This window comes from Priestia sp. YIM B13489, from assembly GCF_042787645.1.
Lineage (GTDB): Bacteria > Bacillota > Bacilli > Bacillales > Bacillaceae_H > Priestia > Priestia megaterium.
The window spans coordinates 3855278-3875475 of record NZ_JBHZOQ010000053.1; the positions used below are offsets into that span (position 1 = coordinate 3855278).

The 20198-nt window shown below is 37.9% G+C and carries 23 protein-coding genes; 5 read left to right on the plus strand and 18 right to left on the minus strand.

Annotated elements, in window-relative coordinates; translation table 11 throughout:
• Nucleotides 1-32: 32 nt before the first annotated feature.
• From yidC to ACFX4W_RS25780, 7 genes are all read right to left on the minus strand, one after another.
• Nucleotides 33-851, minus strand: coding sequence for a membrane protein insertase YidC (gene yidC, locus ACFX4W_RS25750; RefSeq protein WP_043976640.1), 819 nt, complete (start codon nt 849-851; stop codon nt 33-35).
• Nucleotides 852-1356: 505 nt separating this feature from the next.
• On the minus strand, nt 1357-2736 hold the full coding sequence (locus ACFX4W_RS25755) for a sucrose-specific PTS transporter subunit IIBC (protein ID WP_043976638.1): 1380 nt from the start codon (nt 2734-2736) through the stop codon (nt 1357-1359).
• 178 nt (nt 2737-2914) lie between these two features.
• On the minus strand, nt 2915-3742 hold the full coding sequence (locus ACFX4W_RS25760) for a PRD domain-containing protein (protein WP_043976636.1): 828 nt from the start codon (nt 3740-3742) through the stop codon (nt 2915-2917).
• A gap of 37 nt (nt 3743-3779) precedes the next feature.
• Nucleotides 3780-4277 carry a PTS sugar transporter subunit IIA gene (locus ACFX4W_RS25765; RefSeq protein ID WP_013084668.1) on the minus strand — a complete coding sequence of 166 codons (498 nt, stop codon included), beginning with the start codon at nt 4275-4277 and terminating at the stop codon, nt 3780-3782.
• A 254-nt stretch (nt 4278-4531) separates the two neighbouring features.
• The gene (locus ACFX4W_RS25770) at nt 4532-5158 is read right to left on the minus strand and encodes an FMN-dependent NADH-azoreductase (RefSeq protein ID WP_043976635.1); all 627 of its coding nucleotides are present in this window, start codon (nt 5156-5158) and stop codon (nt 4532-4534) included.
• A 141-nt stretch (nt 5159-5299) separates the two neighbouring features.
• Nucleotides 5300-5827 (minus strand): transporter, encoded by a 528-nt coding sequence (locus ACFX4W_RS25775; protein WP_377560265.1) that lies wholly within the window; start codon nt 5825-5827, stop codon nt 5300-5302.
• Nucleotides 5828-5987: 160 nt separating this feature from the next.
• Nucleotides 5988-6533 (minus strand): hypothetical protein, encoded by a 546-nt coding sequence (locus ACFX4W_RS25780; RefSeq protein ID WP_043976631.1) that lies wholly within the window; start codon nt 6531-6533, stop codon nt 5988-5990.
• Nucleotides 6534-7221: 688 nt separating this feature from the next.
• Here ACFX4W_RS25780 and ACFX4W_RS25785 point away from each other — a divergent pair.
• Nucleotides 7222-8388: an FtsW/RodA/SpoVE family cell cycle protein gene (locus tag ACFX4W_RS25785; RefSeq protein WP_014458560.1), complete on the plus strand. Its 1167-nt coding sequence runs from the start codon at nt 7222-7224 to the stop codon at nt 8386-8388.
• Nucleotides 8389-8629: 241 nt separating this feature from the next.
• Here ACFX4W_RS25785 and ACFX4W_RS25790 read toward each other — a convergent pair whose 3' ends face one another.
• Nucleotides 8630-10078 (minus strand): SulP family inorganic anion transporter, encoded by a 1449-nt coding sequence (locus ACFX4W_RS25790; protein WP_028410908.1) that lies wholly within the window; start codon nt 10076-10078, stop codon nt 8630-8632.
• A 214-nt stretch (nt 10079-10292) separates the two neighbouring features.
• Nucleotides 10293-10997 carry a purine-nucleoside phosphorylase gene (gene deoD, locus ACFX4W_RS25795; RefSeq protein ID WP_013058711.1) on the minus strand — a complete coding sequence of 235 codons (705 nt, stop codon included), beginning with the start codon at nt 10995-10997 and terminating at the stop codon, nt 10293-10295.
• Nucleotides 10998-11191: 194 nt separating this feature from the next.
• Here deoD and ACFX4W_RS25800 point away from each other — a divergent pair, with 194 nt between their 5' ends.
• Nucleotides 11192-11344: a hypothetical protein gene (locus tag ACFX4W_RS25800; RefSeq protein WP_013058712.1), complete on the plus strand. Its 153-nt coding sequence runs from the start codon at nt 11192-11194 to the stop codon at nt 11342-11344.
• A 51-nt stretch (nt 11345-11395) separates the two neighbouring features.
• Here ACFX4W_RS25800 and ACFX4W_RS25805 read toward each other — a convergent pair whose 3' ends face one another.
• From ACFX4W_RS25805 to ACFX4W_RS25825, 5 genes are all read right to left on the minus strand, one after another.
• A complete protein-coding gene (locus tag ACFX4W_RS25805; protein ID WP_013058713.1) occupies nt 11396-11719 on the minus strand; it encodes a hypothetical protein in 324 nt (107 codons plus the stop codon).
• A 246-nt stretch (nt 11720-11965) separates the two neighbouring features.
• Nucleotides 11966-12592: a phosphatase PAP2 family protein gene (locus ACFX4W_RS25810; RefSeq protein WP_043976628.1), complete on the minus strand. Its 627-nt coding sequence runs from the start codon at nt 12590-12592 to the stop codon at nt 11966-11968.
• 235 nt (nt 12593-12827) lie between these two features.
• Nucleotides 12828-13598 (minus strand): sporulation protein, encoded by a 771-nt coding sequence (locus tag ACFX4W_RS25815; protein ID WP_043976625.1) that lies wholly within the window; start codon nt 13596-13598, stop codon nt 12828-12830.
• Nucleotides 13585-14421, minus strand: coding sequence for a serine/threonine protein kinase (locus tag ACFX4W_RS25820; RefSeq protein ID WP_043976623.1), 837 nt, complete (start codon nt 14419-14421; stop codon nt 13585-13587). Before ACFX4W_RS25820 ends, ACFX4W_RS25815 begins: the two co-directional genes overlap by 14 nt.
• 3 nt (nt 14422-14424) lie before the next feature.
• A complete protein-coding gene (locus ACFX4W_RS25825) occupies nt 14425-14679 on the minus strand; it encodes a hypothetical protein (protein ID WP_114324454.1) in 255 nt (84 codons plus the stop codon).
• A gap of 117 nt (nt 14680-14796) precedes the next feature.
• Between ACFX4W_RS25825 and ACFX4W_RS25830 the strand changes: the two genes are divergently transcribed.
• Entirely contained in the window at nt 14797-15858 is a 1062-nt protein-coding gene (locus tag ACFX4W_RS25830) for a DUF2515 family protein (protein WP_043976621.1), read from the plus strand.
• A gap of 58 nt (nt 15859-15916) precedes the next feature.
• Here ACFX4W_RS25830 and ACFX4W_RS25835 read toward each other — a convergent pair whose 3' ends face one another.
• The 3 genes from ACFX4W_RS25835 to ACFX4W_RS25845 form a co-directional block, all read right to left on the minus strand.
• A complete protein-coding gene (locus tag ACFX4W_RS25835; protein WP_013058720.1) occupies nt 15917-16087 on the minus strand; it encodes a YozD family protein in 171 nt (56 codons plus the stop codon).
• A gap of 266 nt (nt 16088-16353) precedes the next feature.
• Nucleotides 16354-17040: a hypothetical protein gene (locus ACFX4W_RS25840; RefSeq protein ID WP_013058721.1), complete on the minus strand. Its 687-nt coding sequence runs from the start codon at nt 17038-17040 to the stop codon at nt 16354-16356.
• 202 nt (nt 17041-17242) lie between these two features.
• Nucleotides 17243-17458 (minus strand): YozE family protein, encoded by a 216-nt coding sequence (locus tag ACFX4W_RS25845; RefSeq protein ID WP_013058722.1) that lies wholly within the window; start codon nt 17456-17458, stop codon nt 17243-17245.
• A 408-nt stretch (nt 17459-17866) separates the two neighbouring features.
• Between ACFX4W_RS25845 and ACFX4W_RS25850 the strand changes: the two genes are divergently transcribed.
• Nucleotides 17867-18904 carry an acyltransferase family protein gene (locus tag ACFX4W_RS25850; RefSeq protein WP_013058723.1) on the plus strand — a complete coding sequence of 346 codons (1038 nt, stop codon included), beginning with the start codon at nt 17867-17869 and terminating at the stop codon, nt 18902-18904.
• Between the two features lie 121 nt (nt 18905-19025).
• Nucleotides 19026-19871 carry a D-amino-acid transaminase gene (gene dat / locus ACFX4W_RS25855; protein ID WP_165575861.1) on the plus strand — a complete coding sequence of 282 codons (846 nt, stop codon included), beginning with the start codon at nt 19026-19028 and terminating at the stop codon, nt 19869-19871.
• A gap of 35 nt (nt 19872-19906) precedes the next feature.
• Here dat and ACFX4W_RS25860 read toward each other — a convergent pair whose 3' ends face one another.
• Nucleotides 19907-20185, minus strand: coding sequence for a YokU family protein (locus ACFX4W_RS25860; protein ID WP_013058725.1), 279 nt, complete (start codon nt 20183-20185; stop codon nt 19907-19909).
• Nucleotides 20186-20198 lie beyond the last annotated feature (13 nt).

The following is a 20198-nucleotide window of genomic DNA, read 5'->3' on the forward strand; positions in this document are numbered from 1 at the left end:
AAAGCGCAGCGAATAGCTGCGCTTTTTGTATATTATGATTTTGACTTAGATTTTGGTGATGGTTTTGTTTTAGCTTGTGCTGTATTATTACCCGCATCTTTTTCTTTTAATAAGCTCATACGTTTTTTCAAGTAGTAACCTTGTCCAATTCCGAATAAGTTACCAATTACCCAATATAATGCAAGAGCAGATGGAAGTGAAATTCCCGCTACTAAGATGAAGATTGGCATAATGTTCATCATCATTTTCATTGGAGGTTGAATTTCATCCGTCATACTTACACGAATTTGTAAGAATGTCGTAATCGCTGCAACTACCGGTAAAATGAAGTAAGGATCTGGCTTTCCTAAACTTACCCATAAGAATGAATGCTGTGCAATTTCATGCGTTCGTGCAATGGCATTATAAAATGCGATAATAATAGGCATTTGAATAAAGATTGGCAAACATCCGCCAACCGGATTAATTTTATGCGTTTGGTAAAGCTGCATCATTTCTTTTTGCTGCTTTTGCTGTGTTTCAGGATCTTTTTTACCAGCATATTTCTTTTGAATCTTTTCCATCTCTGGACGAAGTGCTTGCATAGCCATCGTGCTCTTTTGCTGTTTTAAAATAAGCGGTAATAGAACTAAACGAATAATAAACGTCGCAATAATAATAGACAGACCATAGCTTCCGCCTGCCCACTCAGCAATTTTCGTTAATGCCATAGATAAAGGGTAAACAAAATAATGATCCCAGAATCCGCCGCTTGTAGCCGTGACCGGTGTTTTTGTACTGCTACAGCCGGCTAGAGCTAAAAGAAGCGCTCCCATTAAACCAAGCAATAATAATTTTTTATTTCTTTTCATATTCTTTCCTCCTAATAATGACTAAATGTATGAAGTGTTTTTCAGAAGGAAAGGATCTTCTTCATCATTATTCTTCTCTTTAACTGGTGTTTTTCTATACACATGTATAAATACATTTCGTCTTTTCCATATTGTTAATACTGAAGGATCAATCCCTGCATTCACATGGTCGGTGACAGGTTCCGCATGAAAAGCCGTAAACCTAGCTTCACGAAGCATATAATAACAAAGGATGTATAAAACGAAAGCAGATAAATACGGCGCATATAGAAAAAGATCGTGATAAAATTCCATGTGCCAGCTCTCTTTCTGACTATAATAGTACAATCCAATATATGTAGTGTAGCATTTACGTTCCTGTTACACAACATCAACTTATCTCTTTGACTGTTCTACGTATTACTTTTTAAAAAGTTTCATATTTACGACACAAAATTTGCTCACCATAAAATATGATGAGCAAATCTAATACCATTATTTATTCTCGTATGCTTACTGCTGCTTCTCAGTCTTCTTTTAGTTTCATGAACCACGTAACGCCGAATGCTACACCTACAGAAATAATCATACCGATTATATAGTGAATTAAATTGCTCATACCAAGCGGCGCAGCAATGGCCATCATTGGAATACCTGTAAGTCCGTAGGCATTGGCTACTACGTGCATAAGTACCACGTAGCCGCCCCCGGCTGCTCCGCCTATAGCCGCAGCAATAAACGGCTTGCGAAGTCTTAAGTTGACGCCGAAAATAATCGGTTCTGTAATTCCTAAGAAGGAAGAAATAGCCGCTGGAATCGCAATTTTTTTCGTTTTGGCATTTTTCGTCTTAAAGTAAACAGCCAGCCCTGCTCCTCCTTGCGCCACATTCGCGCAGGCCCAAATAGGAAGTAAGAAGTTAACGCCAATCTTCGGATTAGCAAGCAGTCCTGCTTCAATAGCATGAAAACTATGCTGCAAACCTGTTAATACAATAGTTGAGTACAAGCCACCAAACAAAATTCCTGCAAACACTCCGGCTACATCGTATAGAGACTGAAGGCTGATCGAAATTAAATCTCCAATATAGCGACCGAAAGGGCCAATAAACACAAGTGACACAAAGCCTGTGATAATAACCGTTAAAAAAGGCGTAACAAGTAAATCAACCGAATTCGGCACAATTTTCCGGAGTCCCTTTTCAATTTTGCTCATGACGTAGATAGCCAATAAAATCGGAACGACCGTACCTTGATAGCCAATCAGCGGAATACTTAAGCCAAACAAATCCATATATTCTGGCTTAGCATCTGCTAATGTCCACGGATTTAATAACATCGGATGCGTTAAGATCCCCCCGATAACCGCTCCTAGATAAGGATTTGAACCAAATTCTTTTGCAGCTGAAAACCCGATTAAAATCGGTAAAATGATAAATGCTGCGCCTGAGAACATATCCAATAACACAAATAACGCGCTATCTTCTGAGACCCATTGGAACGCTTTCATCATCCCGAGCAGCCCCATTAGTAAACCACTGGCTACAATGGCTGGAATAATCGGAACAAAAATATTGGAAAGCATGCGGGCAAAACGGGCAAATGGGTTCATTTTCTTTTTCATTTCTTCTTGATGATCCGCTGGGGCAGCAGCCTCGTCAGCACCTAATTCTTTCACAAAAGCAGCGTGGATTTTATTAACGAGACCGGTTCCAAAAATGATTTGAAACTGTCCTGAATTTGAAAAAGCCCCTTTTACATCTTCTATTTCATCTAAACCTTTTTGATCGATTTTGCTTTCATCTCGAATAACGAGGCGCAAACGCGTAGCACAGTGCTGCGCACTAGCAATATTTTCTTTTCCTCCTAAAAGCGGAACAAGCTTTTTAGCAATTTCTTTTACGTCCATCTTACTTCCTCCTTGTTGTATGTCATAAAAAAAGCAAGACCTAAAATACGCTTATAAAAGACATACTTGTCCTTCATGCGCATTCTAGGTCTTGCCTGCTTTACCAGTCACAATCCCGATTATTCAATTAATACGCTTTCATTGTACTCAAAGCAACAATATTCGTCAATGTTTTTTTCTATATTCTTTGCTCTATTCGGCAAATGTGAAGCGTGATATATCCTAGCTCCGCTTCTGGAAAATTAATTTCGTACTCATCTTTGACAAATCGCTTGATCGTTTCAGCACACTGATACGATTTTTTATATTTGACTTTTAATACGTCAAGCATCTCTTCATCCATCTCATGAAAAGGTTCATTTTGCGCTAAACGGTTTAACGCAAAGCGCAAGTGAGTCAGCAGCCGCTGATAGGACATGCTGTTTTCATCAATCTCCATATTCAGCTCTTTTTTTATAATCGTAACCATTTCATTAATAATCGTTGTATTCATCATGAGCTGCTGCATGCCCGGTGAATTCAGTTTCGCCGTATGAATATGAAGCGCAATATATCCCGCTTCGTCAATCGGCATCGTGATATCTAGTCTCTTTTTGATATGCTGAAGAGCCCATACTCCTATTGCATACTCAGGCTGATAGAGAGATTTAATTTCATTAAGCAATTTATTTTGTATGGAAATTCCGCGGGCTATCCTTTCGACAGCAAAGGATAAATGATCGCTCAAAGCAATATGCACATGATGACTTAATGTAGCAGAAAGCTGCTGCTCAGCATAAGAAATGATTTCTTCCGCCACTTGAATATGCTCTTCAGGAAGGTTTTTTAATAGTTCTTGAAACTTCTCCTGCTCTTCTTTCATGACAAAGACTTTCTCCACTTTTGCAGCATTAATAAGATCATTTTTACCTTTTTGAAAAGCAATACCGGGACCCATCGCAATTTTTTCAACTCCGCCTTCTTTAAAGACAACGGCGTTGTTATTTAACACTTTTAAAATCTTCAAATGCGCTCTCCTTTCTTAAAGGAAAAGGCCTTGCTAATTACTTCATCGTTACTTTTGCACAAGCCGTTTCGCCTTTTTGAACCGTCCCTTGAGCCAAAATTTCGAAACTTTCACTTGCATCACTGTTTGTAATAACGATTGGTGTGATAATGCTTTTCGCTTTTTCTTGAATAAGCGCTAAATCAAATGTGATAAGAGGTGTTCCTACACTTACTTTGTCACCTTGTGCCACGTGAGCTTCGAATCCTTCGCCTTCCATTGCCACTGTTTCAAGGCCGATATGTATTAATACTTCCGTACCGGCTTCTGTTTTTAAGCCTACCGCGTGTTTTGTATGGAAAAGCTGAACGACTTCCCCAGCAACAGGTGAAACAACTTGTCCTTCTGAAGGTTCGATTGCAAAACCGTCTCCCATCATCTTCTGTGCGAACACTGGATCTGGTACTTCGCTGATTGGCAGGATATTACCTGAAAGCGGAGCTAGAACGGTTGTTTCTTTTGACTTTGTCTTATTACCAAATAATTTTTTAAACATCTCAATCACCCTTTTTTAGATTGTACTTGTAGCATACCCCAATGATTCTGCAGAAAAACTTCCCCTATCCGATGTTACGTTAACATGGTCATTATTTAACCATGCTTTTTTTGTCTTGTAAATAAAAATGTATAAGCGTTTTTATAAGAAGTACGTTCTCTACGCTGCATTTTATGTAACCCTTTGCATATTTTCCGAAGGAGGGGTATTGAATTTTAAACCTAAAAAAAAGCCCTTTTAAAGGGCTTTTGACATTAGAACGTTGATGCAACTTCTTTTGCTCTTTCAGATGCTTTTGCTAGAATATTGTCTGCTTCTGCTGGTGTGTAAGCCATGCCTTCTGCAACAACCAGTTGGAAATCTTGAACCCCAATGAAGCCCATCACTGTACGTAAATAGCTTTGAGTAAATTCTAGCTCTGCCGCAGGGCCTTCTGAATACACGCCTCCACGAGCTTCTAGTAATACTACTTTTTTATCTGAAGCTAATCCTACTGGACCATTTTCAGTATATTTAAACGTTTTTCCTGCAATTAAAATGTTATCAATATATGCTTTCATTAGTGGAGGGAAGCTTAAGTTCCACATTGGAGCTGAGAAAATAACTTTGTCAGCTTGTAAAAACTGCTCTACTAATTCACCCATACGCGTTACTTTTTCTAATTCAACAGCTGATAATTCTTCACCAGCTCCAGCTTTTCCCCATGCCGCTAAAACATCTCCATCAATGAATGGAACTGTTTCTTTATACAAATCAAGCGTTGTCACTGTATCAGTCGGGTTTGCTGTTTTATACTCATCTAAGAAAACCTGTGCTAAACGAGTTGAAAATGATGCTTCATCAACCTGCGGATTTACTTTTACATATAATACATTTGCCATAAATGTCATCTCCTAAAAAGTGTCTATTATCATTAATTCAAGATATTACTAAACAAATTATCTTTAATTCGAGATTTATTATATAACGCCATTTTTTATGCGTCAACCTTTTCGCACAAAAAAAACTCCGCAAGCGGAGTTTTATACACATTGAAATTCTCGAATTTGATTTACATCTACCCCAGCATACACCCAGAAAGATCCTGTCCAACGATATCCTGCAACTGAGCGTCTGCCTACAAAGGTTGGATAAAACCAGTAAGGTCGACCATTTCTCGGCCATATATAGGTGTATCGGTATAAGCACCCTGAAATAGCGCCTGGATCAACAGCATAAAGTGATGGACCTCCTGAACCTAGCTTTGGTGCAGGTGTAAAAGCTGGCGGCGGACTTGAAGGCGGCTGCGCTCCTCCCTGCGGCGGAAACCCTTGGCCCCCTCCTCCAGGTGGCTGTGGTGGAAATCCTTGACCTCCTCCTCCAGGTGGCTGTGGTGGAAATCCTTGACCTCCTCCTCCAGGTGGCTGTGGTGGAAACCCTTGGCCTCCTCCTCCAGGTGGCTGTGGTGGAAACCCTTGGCCTCCTCCTCCAGGTGGAAAGGATGGAAACCCTTGACCTCCTCCAGGTGGAAACAAATTTTGAAAACGTGGATCGTATTGACATGGATACATACGCACTCCCCCTTTATAATGCTTGCTACGTTACAATATGCATCATAATGAAGATAGGTGAATGTCTACTTTTACCTTCTATAAACTAATTGAACGATGTTAAACTTGGTAAACTTAAAGGGGAGTCTTATCAGAGGAAATAATAAATCCAACACGGAAACTACTTGCGTGTTGGATCTGCTTGCGGAAAATATTTTTCAATAAAATTATACAGCCAAAATACGGTAATCAAAATAGGAGCTATCAGAAAAGGATGTTGAATCCACATTTTTACCAGTACCTTTTCAAATGACGGAATCGATTTTAACACTTGAAATAATGAGCTTCCGCCAAAAATAACGCTCGTTCCTATCAATAAAAAAGATAGCCAGTTAAATTGATCCATCCACATGCTCATAGAGATATAAAAACTAACGCCGGTTCCTATCCCCCCCATTATTCCGCTTAAAATACTTTTTACCGAAAAAGGAATCCCTACAAACCATCCGGCTCCTAGTCCTGTACACCCTGCTAAAATGCTAGAAAAAAGCAGCGGCTGCTCAAGCCAGAGACATGCATTCACTCCAACCACTAAGGTGACATGTATTCCTACGTGAAGGGAAATTCTTTTGCCAACAGGCTCTGAAACATAATGATAGTAGCGCCCGCTATAAAAAATTGTCCACCATAATAATAAAAATGCTGTCACACTTGCCCCTATAATCATAAACACACCTCTCTACGTTATGATTCTATTAATCTCTATCTATTATTTTCCTAATATCCTATGTGTCTGATTCGGTAATCTATCCATATACCTTCCATACGTTCGTTCATCAGCAAGAAAGTCGAATATAACTATATTCTTGTCTCAACTGTTTACTTGTGGGAGTGCTAAGAAGTTGAATGTCTGCATGTAGAAAAAGATAGTGTAGAACACTTTCTCTTATCTTTACTATTATTCATATGTATAGCTTGCTAGATTTAGTCCTCGCAGTTTAGAATTTTTCAGTCGTTCATATGAAACTATTTGCCCTTTCTTTCGTTATATATATACACGTTTCTTTATCTTTTCACGTGCAAAAAAAGATAAATTCCTATAATATGTTTTCATATTAACCTTTAAGGAGATAAAGAAGATGAATTGAATAAATCCCTACAAATAGAGTTTTTAGAAAAAAGAAATTGTTATCATTTCTCCTATTTATGTTATAGAATAATTCATGTATAATAAAAGGCTGTATGGTAACGCAGCTTGCGACATATCTTTCCTTACTTTTAGCAAGTCTATATTCAAAGCAAAAACTGCAAAGTGGGGTTAGTGCGACTCTTCATTAATCGACTTTGCATTAAAAACCAGCATTTTTCTTTTATCATAAAGAAAGAATGAGATTTAATAGTGACAGGTGAATAATATGGGTGAAAATCAAAGAAATGTTAGTAGATTTGACTGGAACTTGGCTTTCCTAATCTTCCTATTGTTTTGCGTAAGCGTTGTGGCAATCCATAGTGCTGAAAAAATTGGGCAGTATGATAAGAACTTCGTAGCGCAGCAAGTTGTTTTTTATATAATCGGAATGGTGATTATAGGGTTTGTCATGCGTTTTGACTCCGATCAGCTTCAAAAGCTAACGTGGGTTTTTTATGGATTTGGGAACTTTTTATTGCTTCTTTTACTAGTGGCTCCGTCAAGCATTGCCAGAGAAATTAACGGGGCAAAAAGTTGGTTCACACTTCCCGGCTTTTCGTTACAGCCATCAGAGTTTATGAAAGTGTTTTTGATTATCACACTGAGTACGGTCATTGTGAAACACAATGAAAAATATCGTATTCGGACAGTAAGAGAAGACTTTTTACTGCTTGGTAAACTGGGTGCTGTACTTGCTTTACCTTTATTATTAATCATGCAGCAGCCTGACTTAGGTACCGCCCTTGTGTTCTTAGCAATCACGGTTGGACTTGTATTTGTTTCAGGCGTAAGCTGGAAAATCATCGCGCCTGCATTTTTAGGTATTACAGCGGTTGGTTCTGTCATTTTGGGACTTGTTGTTTATGCACCTAACCTATTAGAAAAGTATCTAGGGGTTAAGCAATACCAATTTGGACGTATCTATTCTTGGCTTGATCCTGAGTCATATAGTTCGGGAGAGGGCTATCATTTAAAGAAATCGTTAGATGCAATTGGATCAGGAATGGTAAACGGTAAAGGAATCGGAAATGGAGTTGTCTATTTGCCAGAGGGACAGACCGACTTTATTTTTGCAGTTATTGGAGAAGAGTTTGGCTTTATCGGCGCCAGCATTGTTATTAGTCTTTTCTTCGTACTCGTTTATTACTTGATCAAGCTAGGCCTTGAAACAAAAAATGAATTCAATTCTTACTTATGTGTAGGCGTTATTTCAATGCTTACGTTCCACGTATTTCAAAATATCGGTATGACCATTCAAGTCTTGCCTATTACCGGAATTCCACTTCCTTTTATTTCATATGGAGGTAGTTCACTGATGGGGAACATGTTTGCAATGGGTCTGATGTTTGGAATCTCATGGCATCACAAACGCTATATGTTTGGAAATGATTAAAGAGAGACGATGGTCTCTCTTTTTTCTTTTATCTCCCTATTAAGCATGCTACAATAAAGAAAACGCTTCCAAATCCTGTTTTAAAAGGAGTAGATATGCATGCTTGATTACCAATATCGGCGCAAAGCCTATGCTATTTTGTTAAAACAGACATCCGTACCTCCATCTACAACTTCTTTTTCCACCTGGCTCATACAGCTACTAAAACGAAACAAATAAAAGGTGTGCTACTGCACACCTTTTATTTGTTCGACAGCGACGTTATGCCAATTTGCCTTACGATTTTTTTACTATCTTCATTTAGTCCTTTTACAATAACCTTTTTATTCAATCGCTCGTACTTATCGATAATTTTTGAGATGCCGATCACGGCCGATTGATCCCATATATGAGAAGAACTAAAATCAATAATGATGGTATCCGGGTCTGTTTCATACTGAAATTCATCCATGAAGAAGCTGATCGTGGCAAAAAATAATTGCCCTGAAACCCTGTATTGCTTCATATTGCCTTCTGTTTGTGAAGTTGTTTTGATTTTAGCCATCTTCCATCCAAATACAATGGTGCTTAAAACAATACCTACCATTACTCCTAATGCTAAGTTATGTGTAAACAATACGATAACCACCGTAACAACCATTACAATAGCATCCGATAGCGGATATTTCGTTAAGTCTTTAAGGGACTGCCAATCAAATGTACCAGCAGCTACCATAAACATAACGCCTACAAGAGCAGCCATTGGAATTTGTTTAACAACATCGCCAAGCACCATAATTAAGAACAATAAAAAGACTCCGGCGACTAAGGTAGATAACCTTCCACGTCCCCCTGATTTTACATTAATCATAGATTGTCCAATCATGGCACAGCCAGCCATTCCTCCGAAGAAACCTGTTACAATATTAGCGATGCCTTGACCGCGCGCTTCCTTATTTTTATTCGAAGGCGTATCTGTAATTTCGTCCAGTACCGTTGCCGTTAGCATAGATTCAAGTAGGCCTACAATCGCTAAAGGAAGCGAATAAGGTAAAATGATAAGCAGTGTCTCCACTGATAAATCAACCTTTGGAAAGTGAAGAACCGGCAGCGAACGCGTAATATTCCCCATATCTCCTACCGTTTTTAAATCTAAATGAAAGACAATCGCTACAATCGTCATCAAGACAATGGCAACAAGCGGAGATGGTATTGCTTTGGTCATGAGCGGAAACAAATAGACGATGAGCAGCGTTCCGGCTACCATTGCGTACATCATCCAATTTGCTCCTTGAAAATGCGGAAGCTGTGCTGTGAAAATTAAAATACCTAGCGCATTTACAAATCCAATCATAACTGTTTGAGGAAGAAATGATAAAAACCTTCCTACTTTCAAAACACCAAGTAAAATTTGAATAATTCCGGTTAAAACAGTAGCTGCAAATAAATACTCAATGCCGTGATCTTTGACTAAATTAATCATTAATAAAGACATTGCTCCTGTTGCAGCTGAAATCATAGCTGGTCTTCCGCCTGTAAAAGCAATCACAATTGCCATACAAAAAGATGCATACAGGCCAACCATGGGATCGACACCGGCGATAATGGAAAAAGCAAGGGCCTCTGGAATAAGCGCAAGAGCAACTGTCATCCCAGACAAAATATCTGCTCGAACGTTTGAAAACCACTGCTGTTTAATACTTGCCATCATGATGGTTTATCACCTCTTATGAATTTTTTATACGATTTTCGACTTCCACGAAAATCAAAGCCGTTTTTAACGTATCAAATCGTACCATACAATTTCCCGTTTGGAAACAATTAATTTTCACAAATAAAAAGACGAGAAGCCTGATTGCTTCTCGTCTTTTTATTTGTTACGCCGCAGCTTTTCGCTGCCATTCAGCAAATAAACGACTTTATGTTCATTCATTAATTGCTGCTTCAAGCGCAACAACAATCATATCGTTAAACGTCGTTTGACGCTCTTCTGACGTCGTTTCTTCACCAGTGAAAATGTGATCACTTACTGTTAAAACCGATAAAGCATTACGGCCGTATTTAGCAGCTAGCGTATACAAAGCCGTTGTTTCCATTTCAACTGCCAATACGCCGTGAGCTGCCAATTTTTCTAGCTGGCCGTCTTCATTGTAAAATTGATCAGATGTAAATACACTTCCTACTTTTAACTGAAGGCCTTTTTCAACACCTGCATCGTAAGCGCGCTTTAATAAATCAAAGTTAGCTGTCGGTGCATAGTCGATAGGACCAAATTTAACGCGGTTCATTTGTGAATCACTTGACGAAGACATGGCTAAAATAACGTCCCGTACTTTTACATCTTTTTGAATTGCTCCGCATGTACCAACCCGAATTAGGTTTTGAACACCATATTCATTCATTAGTTCATTTACATAAATAGCAATTGATGGTACACCCATTCCTGTTCCTTGAACAGAAACGCGCTTTCCTTTATATGTTCCTGTGAATCCAAGCATACCGCGCACTTCGTTATAGCAAGTTACATCTTCTAAAAACGTTTCTGCAATGTATTTTGCACGAAGTGGATCACCTGGAAGTAAAATCGTTTCTGCAATATCACCTTGTTTTGCCCCAATATGTACGCTCATTTCGTACCTCCTATATGTAAAAAATCTTACGCTTTCACTATACCATATTGTATCCCTTGCTTGTCTATTTACTTCTAACATTATGCGTCAAAAATAAAAAGACATACGGCCCAAAAAATGGCGTAGTATGTCTTTTTATATAAGGGTACGCTAATAGCGCAAGGGATTTACTAACGTTAGCTGAGGTGATATGTATGGGAAAAAAACATCGCAATCGAATTAATTCGCCTAAAAAGAATAATCATATTCCAAAAGAAGCAATTATAGCAGAACATGAAGCCCATGGAGATGAATATTCAGCAACAAACCGAAAAAATGGCCCTGGCCATCATACTCGTGATTACTAAGGGTCAACATATAAATAAAAAGCGGCCAGATAGGTCGCTTTTACCTTATGTTTAGCGTACGTGCAGGCGGTTCACTTTTTGCCAGCCGTCTGTCCATAGCTTGTAGTAATACTTTCCTCGAGTACCTTCATCAATTAACAAAATATCGCCTGTACTGATAAACCTCGCATCACAATCTTTTGGCAAATTATCAGCAATATTAAACATCTGAAATACTTGTGTTGCTGCGTCTTGATGATCGAATGCTGTAATCGTTAGACGATGGACAGGCTTATATCCGCGCTTTTCGCCTTTTTCTTCTGTTTGCATAATGGTTACATCATATTCTGTGCTAATATTAAATTGTTTTTTTATTGTGGTCCACACACTCAACATTCTTCCCTCCACCCAAAAGCAAGTATTTACTCTTTTACGTCATGTATTCTTATATAATTAGTGATAAAATCCGAAAATCCTTTATCGAATCAAAACGTTTTTTGTCGAAATTACTAGTTTTTTCTTATTAAACATGTACATAAAATATTTGTTTCCCATTTTATCATTAGTTGTTTTTGAATGGATGAATCAATAGGCCTACTTAAACAAAATGAAATATTAACGAAAAAAATGTAACCATTGCTCCTATTTTTGGTTATATAGGCGCTTAGAAAGGAGGTAGACCCCTAAGGACCAAGCAAGTCCTAAACAATATCCTGCTAGTATATCCGTTAAAAAGTGTACGCCTAAATACAAACGGCTAAATCCAATTAATAAAATAACAATAGCAATTACGCATGCAGCTGCCGTTTTGATAGCCCTGCTTCTTGTATACATCCATATTAACAAAAGTACTCCGCTGTAAAACGCCATTGAGTTCATGGCATGTCCGCTCGGAAAACTATAGTGAGAGGCGGGAACGACTTGACTCCAATCAGGTCTTGGTCTTGCAAAAATCTCCTTCAATCCCCAATTTAAAGCGCGAACTCCCCAAAAAACGAGCGTGATATATAAAACGAGCAACCCTTTTCGTTTATAAAGAAGAAATACTATAATTGCAAACCATATTGGCGCAGTAACATACCAAGATCCTACGGTTGTTATAAATATGATGATGGGTGTTAACGTGTCCGTCCTCCATCCTTCAATGGTATGAAGCACATTAAAGTCAATCTGTTTCACCCAAGGTGTATTAAATGTAAATAAAATCAGTAAAAAGAAAGCTAAAAGCGATACAATAAATAGAGAATATTTTGTAGTGCGGTTTACCATTTTTTATTTCCTCCAACCTATTAAAAGAAAAAGCATGTAGTGTTCTACATGCTTTACTTATTCACACGTTTTGGCTGAATATAGTCTTCTGGCTTAGGAGCTTGATGAACGACAAATTCAGCCGAAAACTCCTCTTTTGCATTTATTTTTTTCGTTTGCTTTGATTGCGGCATATACCTCTCTCCTTTCTTTTTACTGTCTTTAATATACGAAAAATAAAGGAGAGCTATGCACGTTAGCTATAGCGTGAAATAATACTGGTTAATATATTTTTTAACTGAGGAATTTCTTTTTCAGAAACATGAACATGAACGAGCGACTCATCTGCATCCAGCATTTCAGATAGAAAGCCGCCAAACCCTCTGGCACGTCGATCTACTTCTATAAATAAATCGTAGTCATGTAAGCCGCTCGGCTGTACGATGATTTCAATTTCATCTACTTTCCCAGCGTACACTCCACCACTTGGAACAAATTCAAATTCTTGAACAAAAGGAAGTCTTTTTCTCATCCGGCGAGGGGCTTCTTCGCACTCGACTTGGCGCAAGCGAAAGCCAAGCTGTTCCATAGCTTCAATTGTGCTTGTTACCATAAGGTTAGGAAGCACTTTTACATGATCAATATCTGACGGATCAACGGCGTCTTTAATATCAAGGCTCGTCGCCACCCAAACCCGGGTTCTCCCTAATGTAACAGGCGTATCATCAGGCAGCTGAAAGGTAAAAGGAATAGACTTCGTTTCAGATGGTTGAATCGTGAACGGGTCGTTAATCTTAAACGTATTAAGCTCAATATCCTGCTTGTATTTTTTATCGTCTCTTTCTTTTACATAAGTTGTGAATAGACGCAGATAGATGCTGTCAATTTTCTGCTCAACATTGCCTCCGTACACTTCAACAATTCCTTCAATCTTTTCACCAGCACGAAATTCATCATTGACAAGCTTAGCGTCCACTCGCGCTGCACCAATTCCAATGCGGGCTAACGCTTTATTAAATAGCGCCATACTTTCCCCTCCCTGAGTTCTTACTATTTATATAGTCATAAATATCTTTTTGTAAACTTTTAATGCTTTCATACGATTCATCTGCTCTCAGCATTTTTTGAATGATTGTCTTAATAGGCGCCGATAAATGTAACTCTTGTTCCCAGCTTCTTTCTTGTTTTTCCGTCGGCTCATAACCAGAGTATAATAAAAATAAAAGAAAATGACCAAGTGCATAGATATCGCTTGCAGCAGATGTTTGTCTCATAAACTGCTGTTCTTCTATAAGGGTGCTTGTTTCTTCATGGTCTCCTAAAAATCTAGCAAGACCAAAGTCAATAACATAGATGGTTCCGTTAACATCAATAATATTTGGAATACGAAGATCACGGTGAACGATTCCTTGCTCATGAATAGCAGAAACTACGTCTAGAATATTAAGTAAAATGTTAAGCGCTTGTTCTTCCGTATACACGCACTTCTCTTCAAAAATTAAATCTTCAAACGTTTTCCCTTGAATCAACTCCATCACTAAGAAATAGCCTTCAGCTGTTTCGATAGCTTCATACAGTGAAGGAATTTGAGGGTGATTTAATTGAGACAGCAATTTTGCTTCATAATGATAAGACTTCAGCCCCTGGGACGTGCACTGCTTCGTTTTACGGAGCTGCTTTACGACTACCTTTTTTTGTTGCACAATGTCGTTAGCAACATATGTTATACCATAGCTTCCCATTCCCAGTACATCTATGATTTCATAGCGCCCGCAAATGACTTTTCCTTTTTTAAAAGGGAGGTCAACTAGCCAGCGATGAAGATATTTGAACATTCGATTTTTCATCATAAATCAACTTGAGAAAAAGCTTGAGAAGAAACTTCCGCTTTTACGCTTACGCTTATAGTGGTGGTGTCCATATTTTGAATGACTGTGGCTGTCATAATATTTGCTTCGCTTATAATCGCTACTGCTGCTATGGTGACGAGGACGTCTGTAATGATGATCACTGCTGCTGTAGTGACGAGGACGTCGATAGTGTCGATCGCTGCTGCTGTAGCGTCGATGTTTAGATCCAGTTAATGATTCAAAAATTTTTCTGAACATAAAGAAAACCTCTTTTCTTAACATTTGTTACCCTTTATACGTACGAAATGTTATAAAGGTTTCAAAAAGTCCCTTACCCTTTTTTTATATAGTTAAACGTTTCAAAGGAGGCTTAACATGACTTCTACTAACACAAATCCCCTCATTAGATTGGAGGATGTTCTTCGCCTGCAGCAGATGATGCAGCTCAAACCTCCTGCTACCCTCCCGCTGTCTTTTATCGGAGAAGACGTAAAATTGATTAAAGAGATTCGAAAAAAAGTAAAAAAAGCTAATCAAAACAATGTTACACGTACCCAAGCTTATTTAGACTATTATCAAAAACATCCCGAAATTCACTGGGCTTTTTTAGCACACTTGGTTTCACGGAACGGCGGCTATTACATGACAGATCTCTCCACTACCTTAATAAAATCCCTGCTTTCTCCAGAAAAACAGCACGCGTACTTCTTGTTTTTAGAACATTCCAATTCCGCCATTTTTCATGATGCTTACGCTCAGCTGTTACTCTATGAAAAAAGCAAAGAACAAAACAGCAATCTGTTTCATTTACTCTCCGCTTTTCACATATCTTCTTTTATGAAAACTGTTTGGAATGACTTTTGGCAACATAGAAACAAAACACTCTTATCAATAGCTCTGATTGTGAACGAACAGTATCATATCGAAAAAAATGTTTTCTTTAAAAAAGAGTTTCAGCGGGATGTTCTTCACTCTTGGCAGTTTCACACTCAAAACTTTCTCGGTATGACTCAAATCGTCTTTCCCTATTATTCAGGTAATAACATTGATTTAAGTGGCACAAAAGTGTATCATTTCGAGTCTGTCTTAAAACGGATTGAAGTGGGAAAAACTTTATACGTTCTTCTTTTTTATTCAAACTTGCATGATTCTATCTATACATTTAGCCTTAAACACCCCCACACAGGGTCTCGAAGCGATTATAATTCAGATATATTTACAAAAAATCGAACTCATTCCAAAAAGCTGTATAGCCCGACGTTAAATATGAGCTGGGGAGACCGCGTACACCTTTTTTTAAGAAAAGATGAGTGGTTTGAAGAAGAAAGCATATTTTCTCTCCTTGAGTCTATTCCCGCTTCTTCCGTTAAAAAAATTCCTCTTCAGCATCATATAAAAGTGCAATCTGCTATTAAAGCTGCTAACCCTTTTTCATAGCCGCTGTCTCATAAACAAAACGACGAGTTTCCCCGTCGTTACAGATGTATCTATCTTTTTATTCTTCATCTTGCTCATCAATAATGCATTTATCAATGAGATAATCAAAAGTTATATCCGCTAATTCGCCTAGCTCTTCTTCAGCGGGAACATAGCCTCGCTTGACTAGTTCATTGTAAAAGAACTCCGCAATTTCTTCCGTATCAATGACCACTTCGATTTCTTTCACAATATCACTCCTTATCCCGTTTGAACGGATTAGCGTACCTTATTTTTCTTAAAAATAGGTTCACTCCATCTTCTGCTTGAAGTTTTACCTTATACACATTTATGAACAATTCGGCAATAGTATGTCTAAAATTTCAGCAGTTTAAATAGAAAGGTAATTATACCCATTATTTTTTTCATTACCATCGCCGTATACACAATAAAAGATAGCTAAGAGAGATGTAATGATCTATCTCGGCTATCTTTTATTTATTAGGCATCTACCTGCTATTTTCCTTGTTCGGATTTTGCTATCTTTTTTAAATGTTTCAGCACTAAGTTCATGACTTCAGCGTATTCTTCATCTTCAAAAAGCTCATACAAAAATTTATAATCATTGTACACATCTAAAAGACCGTTTATAATCTCATGCTTTTCTTTAGTTAACCTCACTTCTTCTTTTTCAGAACCGTTTTGTTTTTTCATCTTTGGTAGCAACTCCGTCTTTTTAATTTCTTTACCTAAATACAACATATCAACACTTTGAGCGTAATTTTCTGTTTCCTCATGAGGAGTTACGAGAATGAGTTCTTCTTCACTAGCCTCAAGCCATTCTCCATCTGTTACACGTGACAATTCATAGACAATATCTTCCCATGAATCCTCTTTATAACGCCATATTTCTGTTCGAATACCAATGATTTTAAATAACTCTTTTCCATAATTAAAAACCTGGACGATATCGCCGAAGAAAAATTTATATTCAAGCTCTACTCTTTCCTGTACTAATATTTGACCTTCATATTCTTCTAGAAGCTCAATTGTATCTTCTAAAAAAAGACCTTCACTATGGTTGATTTCGTATACAAAAATCCCATCCATCACTTTTATATCGGTAATAGTGCCAACGGTCCCGTATATTGTTACAACGACTGTTTCACCAATTCCGTATTTAGGTTTTTTCTTCCCTGCCATCGTCGCACCTCCTTAGTAAACATACACCTACTGAAAAGTTACAATATTATATGCAGTAACTAAAAAAGGGGAAGTATAACATCTTTAGAACCAAGCCTTTATTATCTATTGCCCTCTATCATTTTTACCCCTGCTTATTGCATGAACTAAAGAAAATAAAAAAGCAGGCTGATGGATATCCATCAGCCTGCTTTTTTATTCCTCACGCATTATTTTGATAAAGCTCCCATGCTTCATCAAATACGGTCATACTTGATAAATAATGTCCGTTGAGCTCTAAATAAGAACTCAGTTCGTCATAATCTGTTGAAGATTTCGGGAAACTGTGATCATCATAAGCACTTCGCGCAAACTCTCCCATTCGATCATGTTTTTTATTTGATCGGAATTTCATTATATAGTGATAAAAGGATTTCATCGTACTCCTCCTCCAGCGGTATGTGTATCTTTTCTATCATTTTTTTAAGAAATCTACAACTTTCTTCTGTGATATGTAGATGTCGAACACTGCAATATAAGTGGTTTACTGGACAAAAAATATTAAATTCATGTTACAGTTGCAAAACAAATTTCACTATTAGCGTAACGAATAAATATTGTTATATCAATATTTTTCTTTTTTCAAAAAGACATTTGTAACAAAAACACATCGTTTTTATAACAAAAGCATTGATTCGACAGGTTTCTCAAACCCTTATGTAATTGCAAAAAAGAAGAATTCATGTTTTAATTCCGTAGTGAAAGGTTATTCTAACAATAATCGCCATTTAAATAAATCTTGTTGGTGGGAGGTTTACATCAGCATATGTTGAGGAAAAATAATACTATGAATACTCGAAATGCTTACTTTGATAATGCTAAATTTGTATTAATTTTTTTGGTTGTATTTGGACACATGATTTCTCCGTACCGAACAGATAGCAGCGGAATGCTGTCCATTTATCACTTTATCTTTATTTTCCATATGCCTGTCTTTATTTTACTAGCAGGTTATTTCTCGAAAAATTTTCATAAAAAAGGCTATTACAAAAAAATATTTACAAAGGTGGCTCTTCCTTACTTAGCTTTCCAAACTATCTATACCCTATATTATAGTGTGCTTTATACAGATGAAACGTACACGCTTCAATATTTGGTTCCTAGATGGGCAATGTGGTTTCTACTGAGCTTAATTTTTTGGAAATTAATGCTTCCTTTCTTTGCGAAATTCCCGATGTGGATTAGCTTAACTGTCTCTATTTCGCTTGGACTTGCAATGGGCTTCATTGATATTGACGGATTTGATAAAATTCTAAGCATTAGCCGAATGTTTGTCTTCTTCCCGTTTTTCCTTTTAGGCTACTATTTGTCACAGCGACAAGAGCCTTTTACAAATCTTTTGACAGCGCGAAATCGAATCATTGCATCCATCGTATTACTAGTGACATTAATCGGAAGCTATTCTTTCTTAGACGACACGGCTTACACAGATATGCTGTATGGAACGAACACGTACGACAATGTGGCCGAATTTTTAATGCGCGTTTCTCACTATGGAATTGCTTTTCTTGTATCTTTTGCCTTTATGGCTTTAATTCCAACGCGCGGTTTTGCTTTAACAAGCATTGGACAGCGATCCCTATACGTGTATTTATTGCACGGCTTCATTTTAAAATGGTTCTTTACAACTGACTTCTCAAAAAGTCTAGAGCCAACGTCATGGGGGATTATCGTCTTAATTGCCCTGTCCATTTTAGTAACGATGCTTCTCGGCAGCCGTATTGTCGATTGGTTCATCACAGGTACTAAGCTCATCGTTCAGTTTGTTACACCTAAAAAAGCCATTCAGAAATTTTCACTAGCATTCAAACGTACGTTTTCATAAAAGTCATACTCCTAAAGGAGTATGACTTTTTTCATTTTCTTCGAAGAAACCAAGTAAATAATTTCATTTTGCTGAATTTTATGTTAACGTTTTAATATCTGAAGGAAGGGAGTTTTTCAAGATGGAATTAGCATATTATGCTGGAGAGTTTAGAGATATTAATGAGGCTGTTATTCCAATTGATGAACGCGGTCACCAATTTGGAGACGGTGTTTATGAATTTATTCGCGTATACAAAGGAGTTCCGTTTTCAATTGAACGTCACTTAGACCGCTTAGAAAGAAGTGCAAAGGCAATCTTTATCGAGCTGCCGGTTTCAAGACAAGAGCTAAAGGACATCATTCATCAAGCAATGGAAAAATCAACGTTAAAAGACGCTGATATTTATATTCAAGTTACGCGCGGGATTGCTCCTCGAAATCATTTATTTCCCGATGTAGCTGCACAATTAGCACTCACAATACGTCACCCTCGCCAAACACCTGAAGAAGCCTATGAAAAAGGCATTTCCACGCTTCTTTTGGAAGACGAACGATGGGCTAATTGCTATATCAAATCATTGAACCTACTTCCTAACCTTCTGGCCAAACAAGCTGCGGCTTCTAAAGGATGTAAAGAAGCTATTTTAGTAAAAGACGGATACATAACCGAAGGGTCGAGCAGCAATGTATTTGCGATAAAAGACAACGTCTTGTTCACGACTCCTGCCACAAGAAAAATTCTATCCGGTATTACGCGCGCTAACGTGCTGGAATGTGCGCAGGAACAAGCCATTCAAATCCGCGAACAAAATATGACTCCTTCCTTTTTAAAAGACGCTGATGAAGTTTTTATTACGAGCACGTCTGTTGGCCTCTTGCCCGTTTCGAAAATAGACGAAGTCGAACTTCCAACTTTCCGTCCTGTTACAGTGGCTTTAAAACACGCCTACAGCCTACGCACTGCTGGAACAAAGGCTTATCAATAAGCAAAGCCGCCCCTTACAAAATAAGGGGCGGCTTTTTAGAATTTAAAGTAGTTGCGCTTTAATAATCTTGGCACTTTTAATAGCTCATCATACCGAATGGATTCATCAAGTTTTTTTGTATCGACAAGAAGCAGCTGTGTTTCCACTTCCTCTATGATCTCTTCTTCTTGATATGACATCCCGCAACCTGAACAGCTGATACATGGCATATGAGTAATTTCAATACTTCTCGTTCCATCTGGCAATTCCCAGTATGCGGTATTGGTTGTTTCTACCGCTTTTTCTTCTTCGCACCATGCGCATTGAACAGTCATATTACAGGACCTC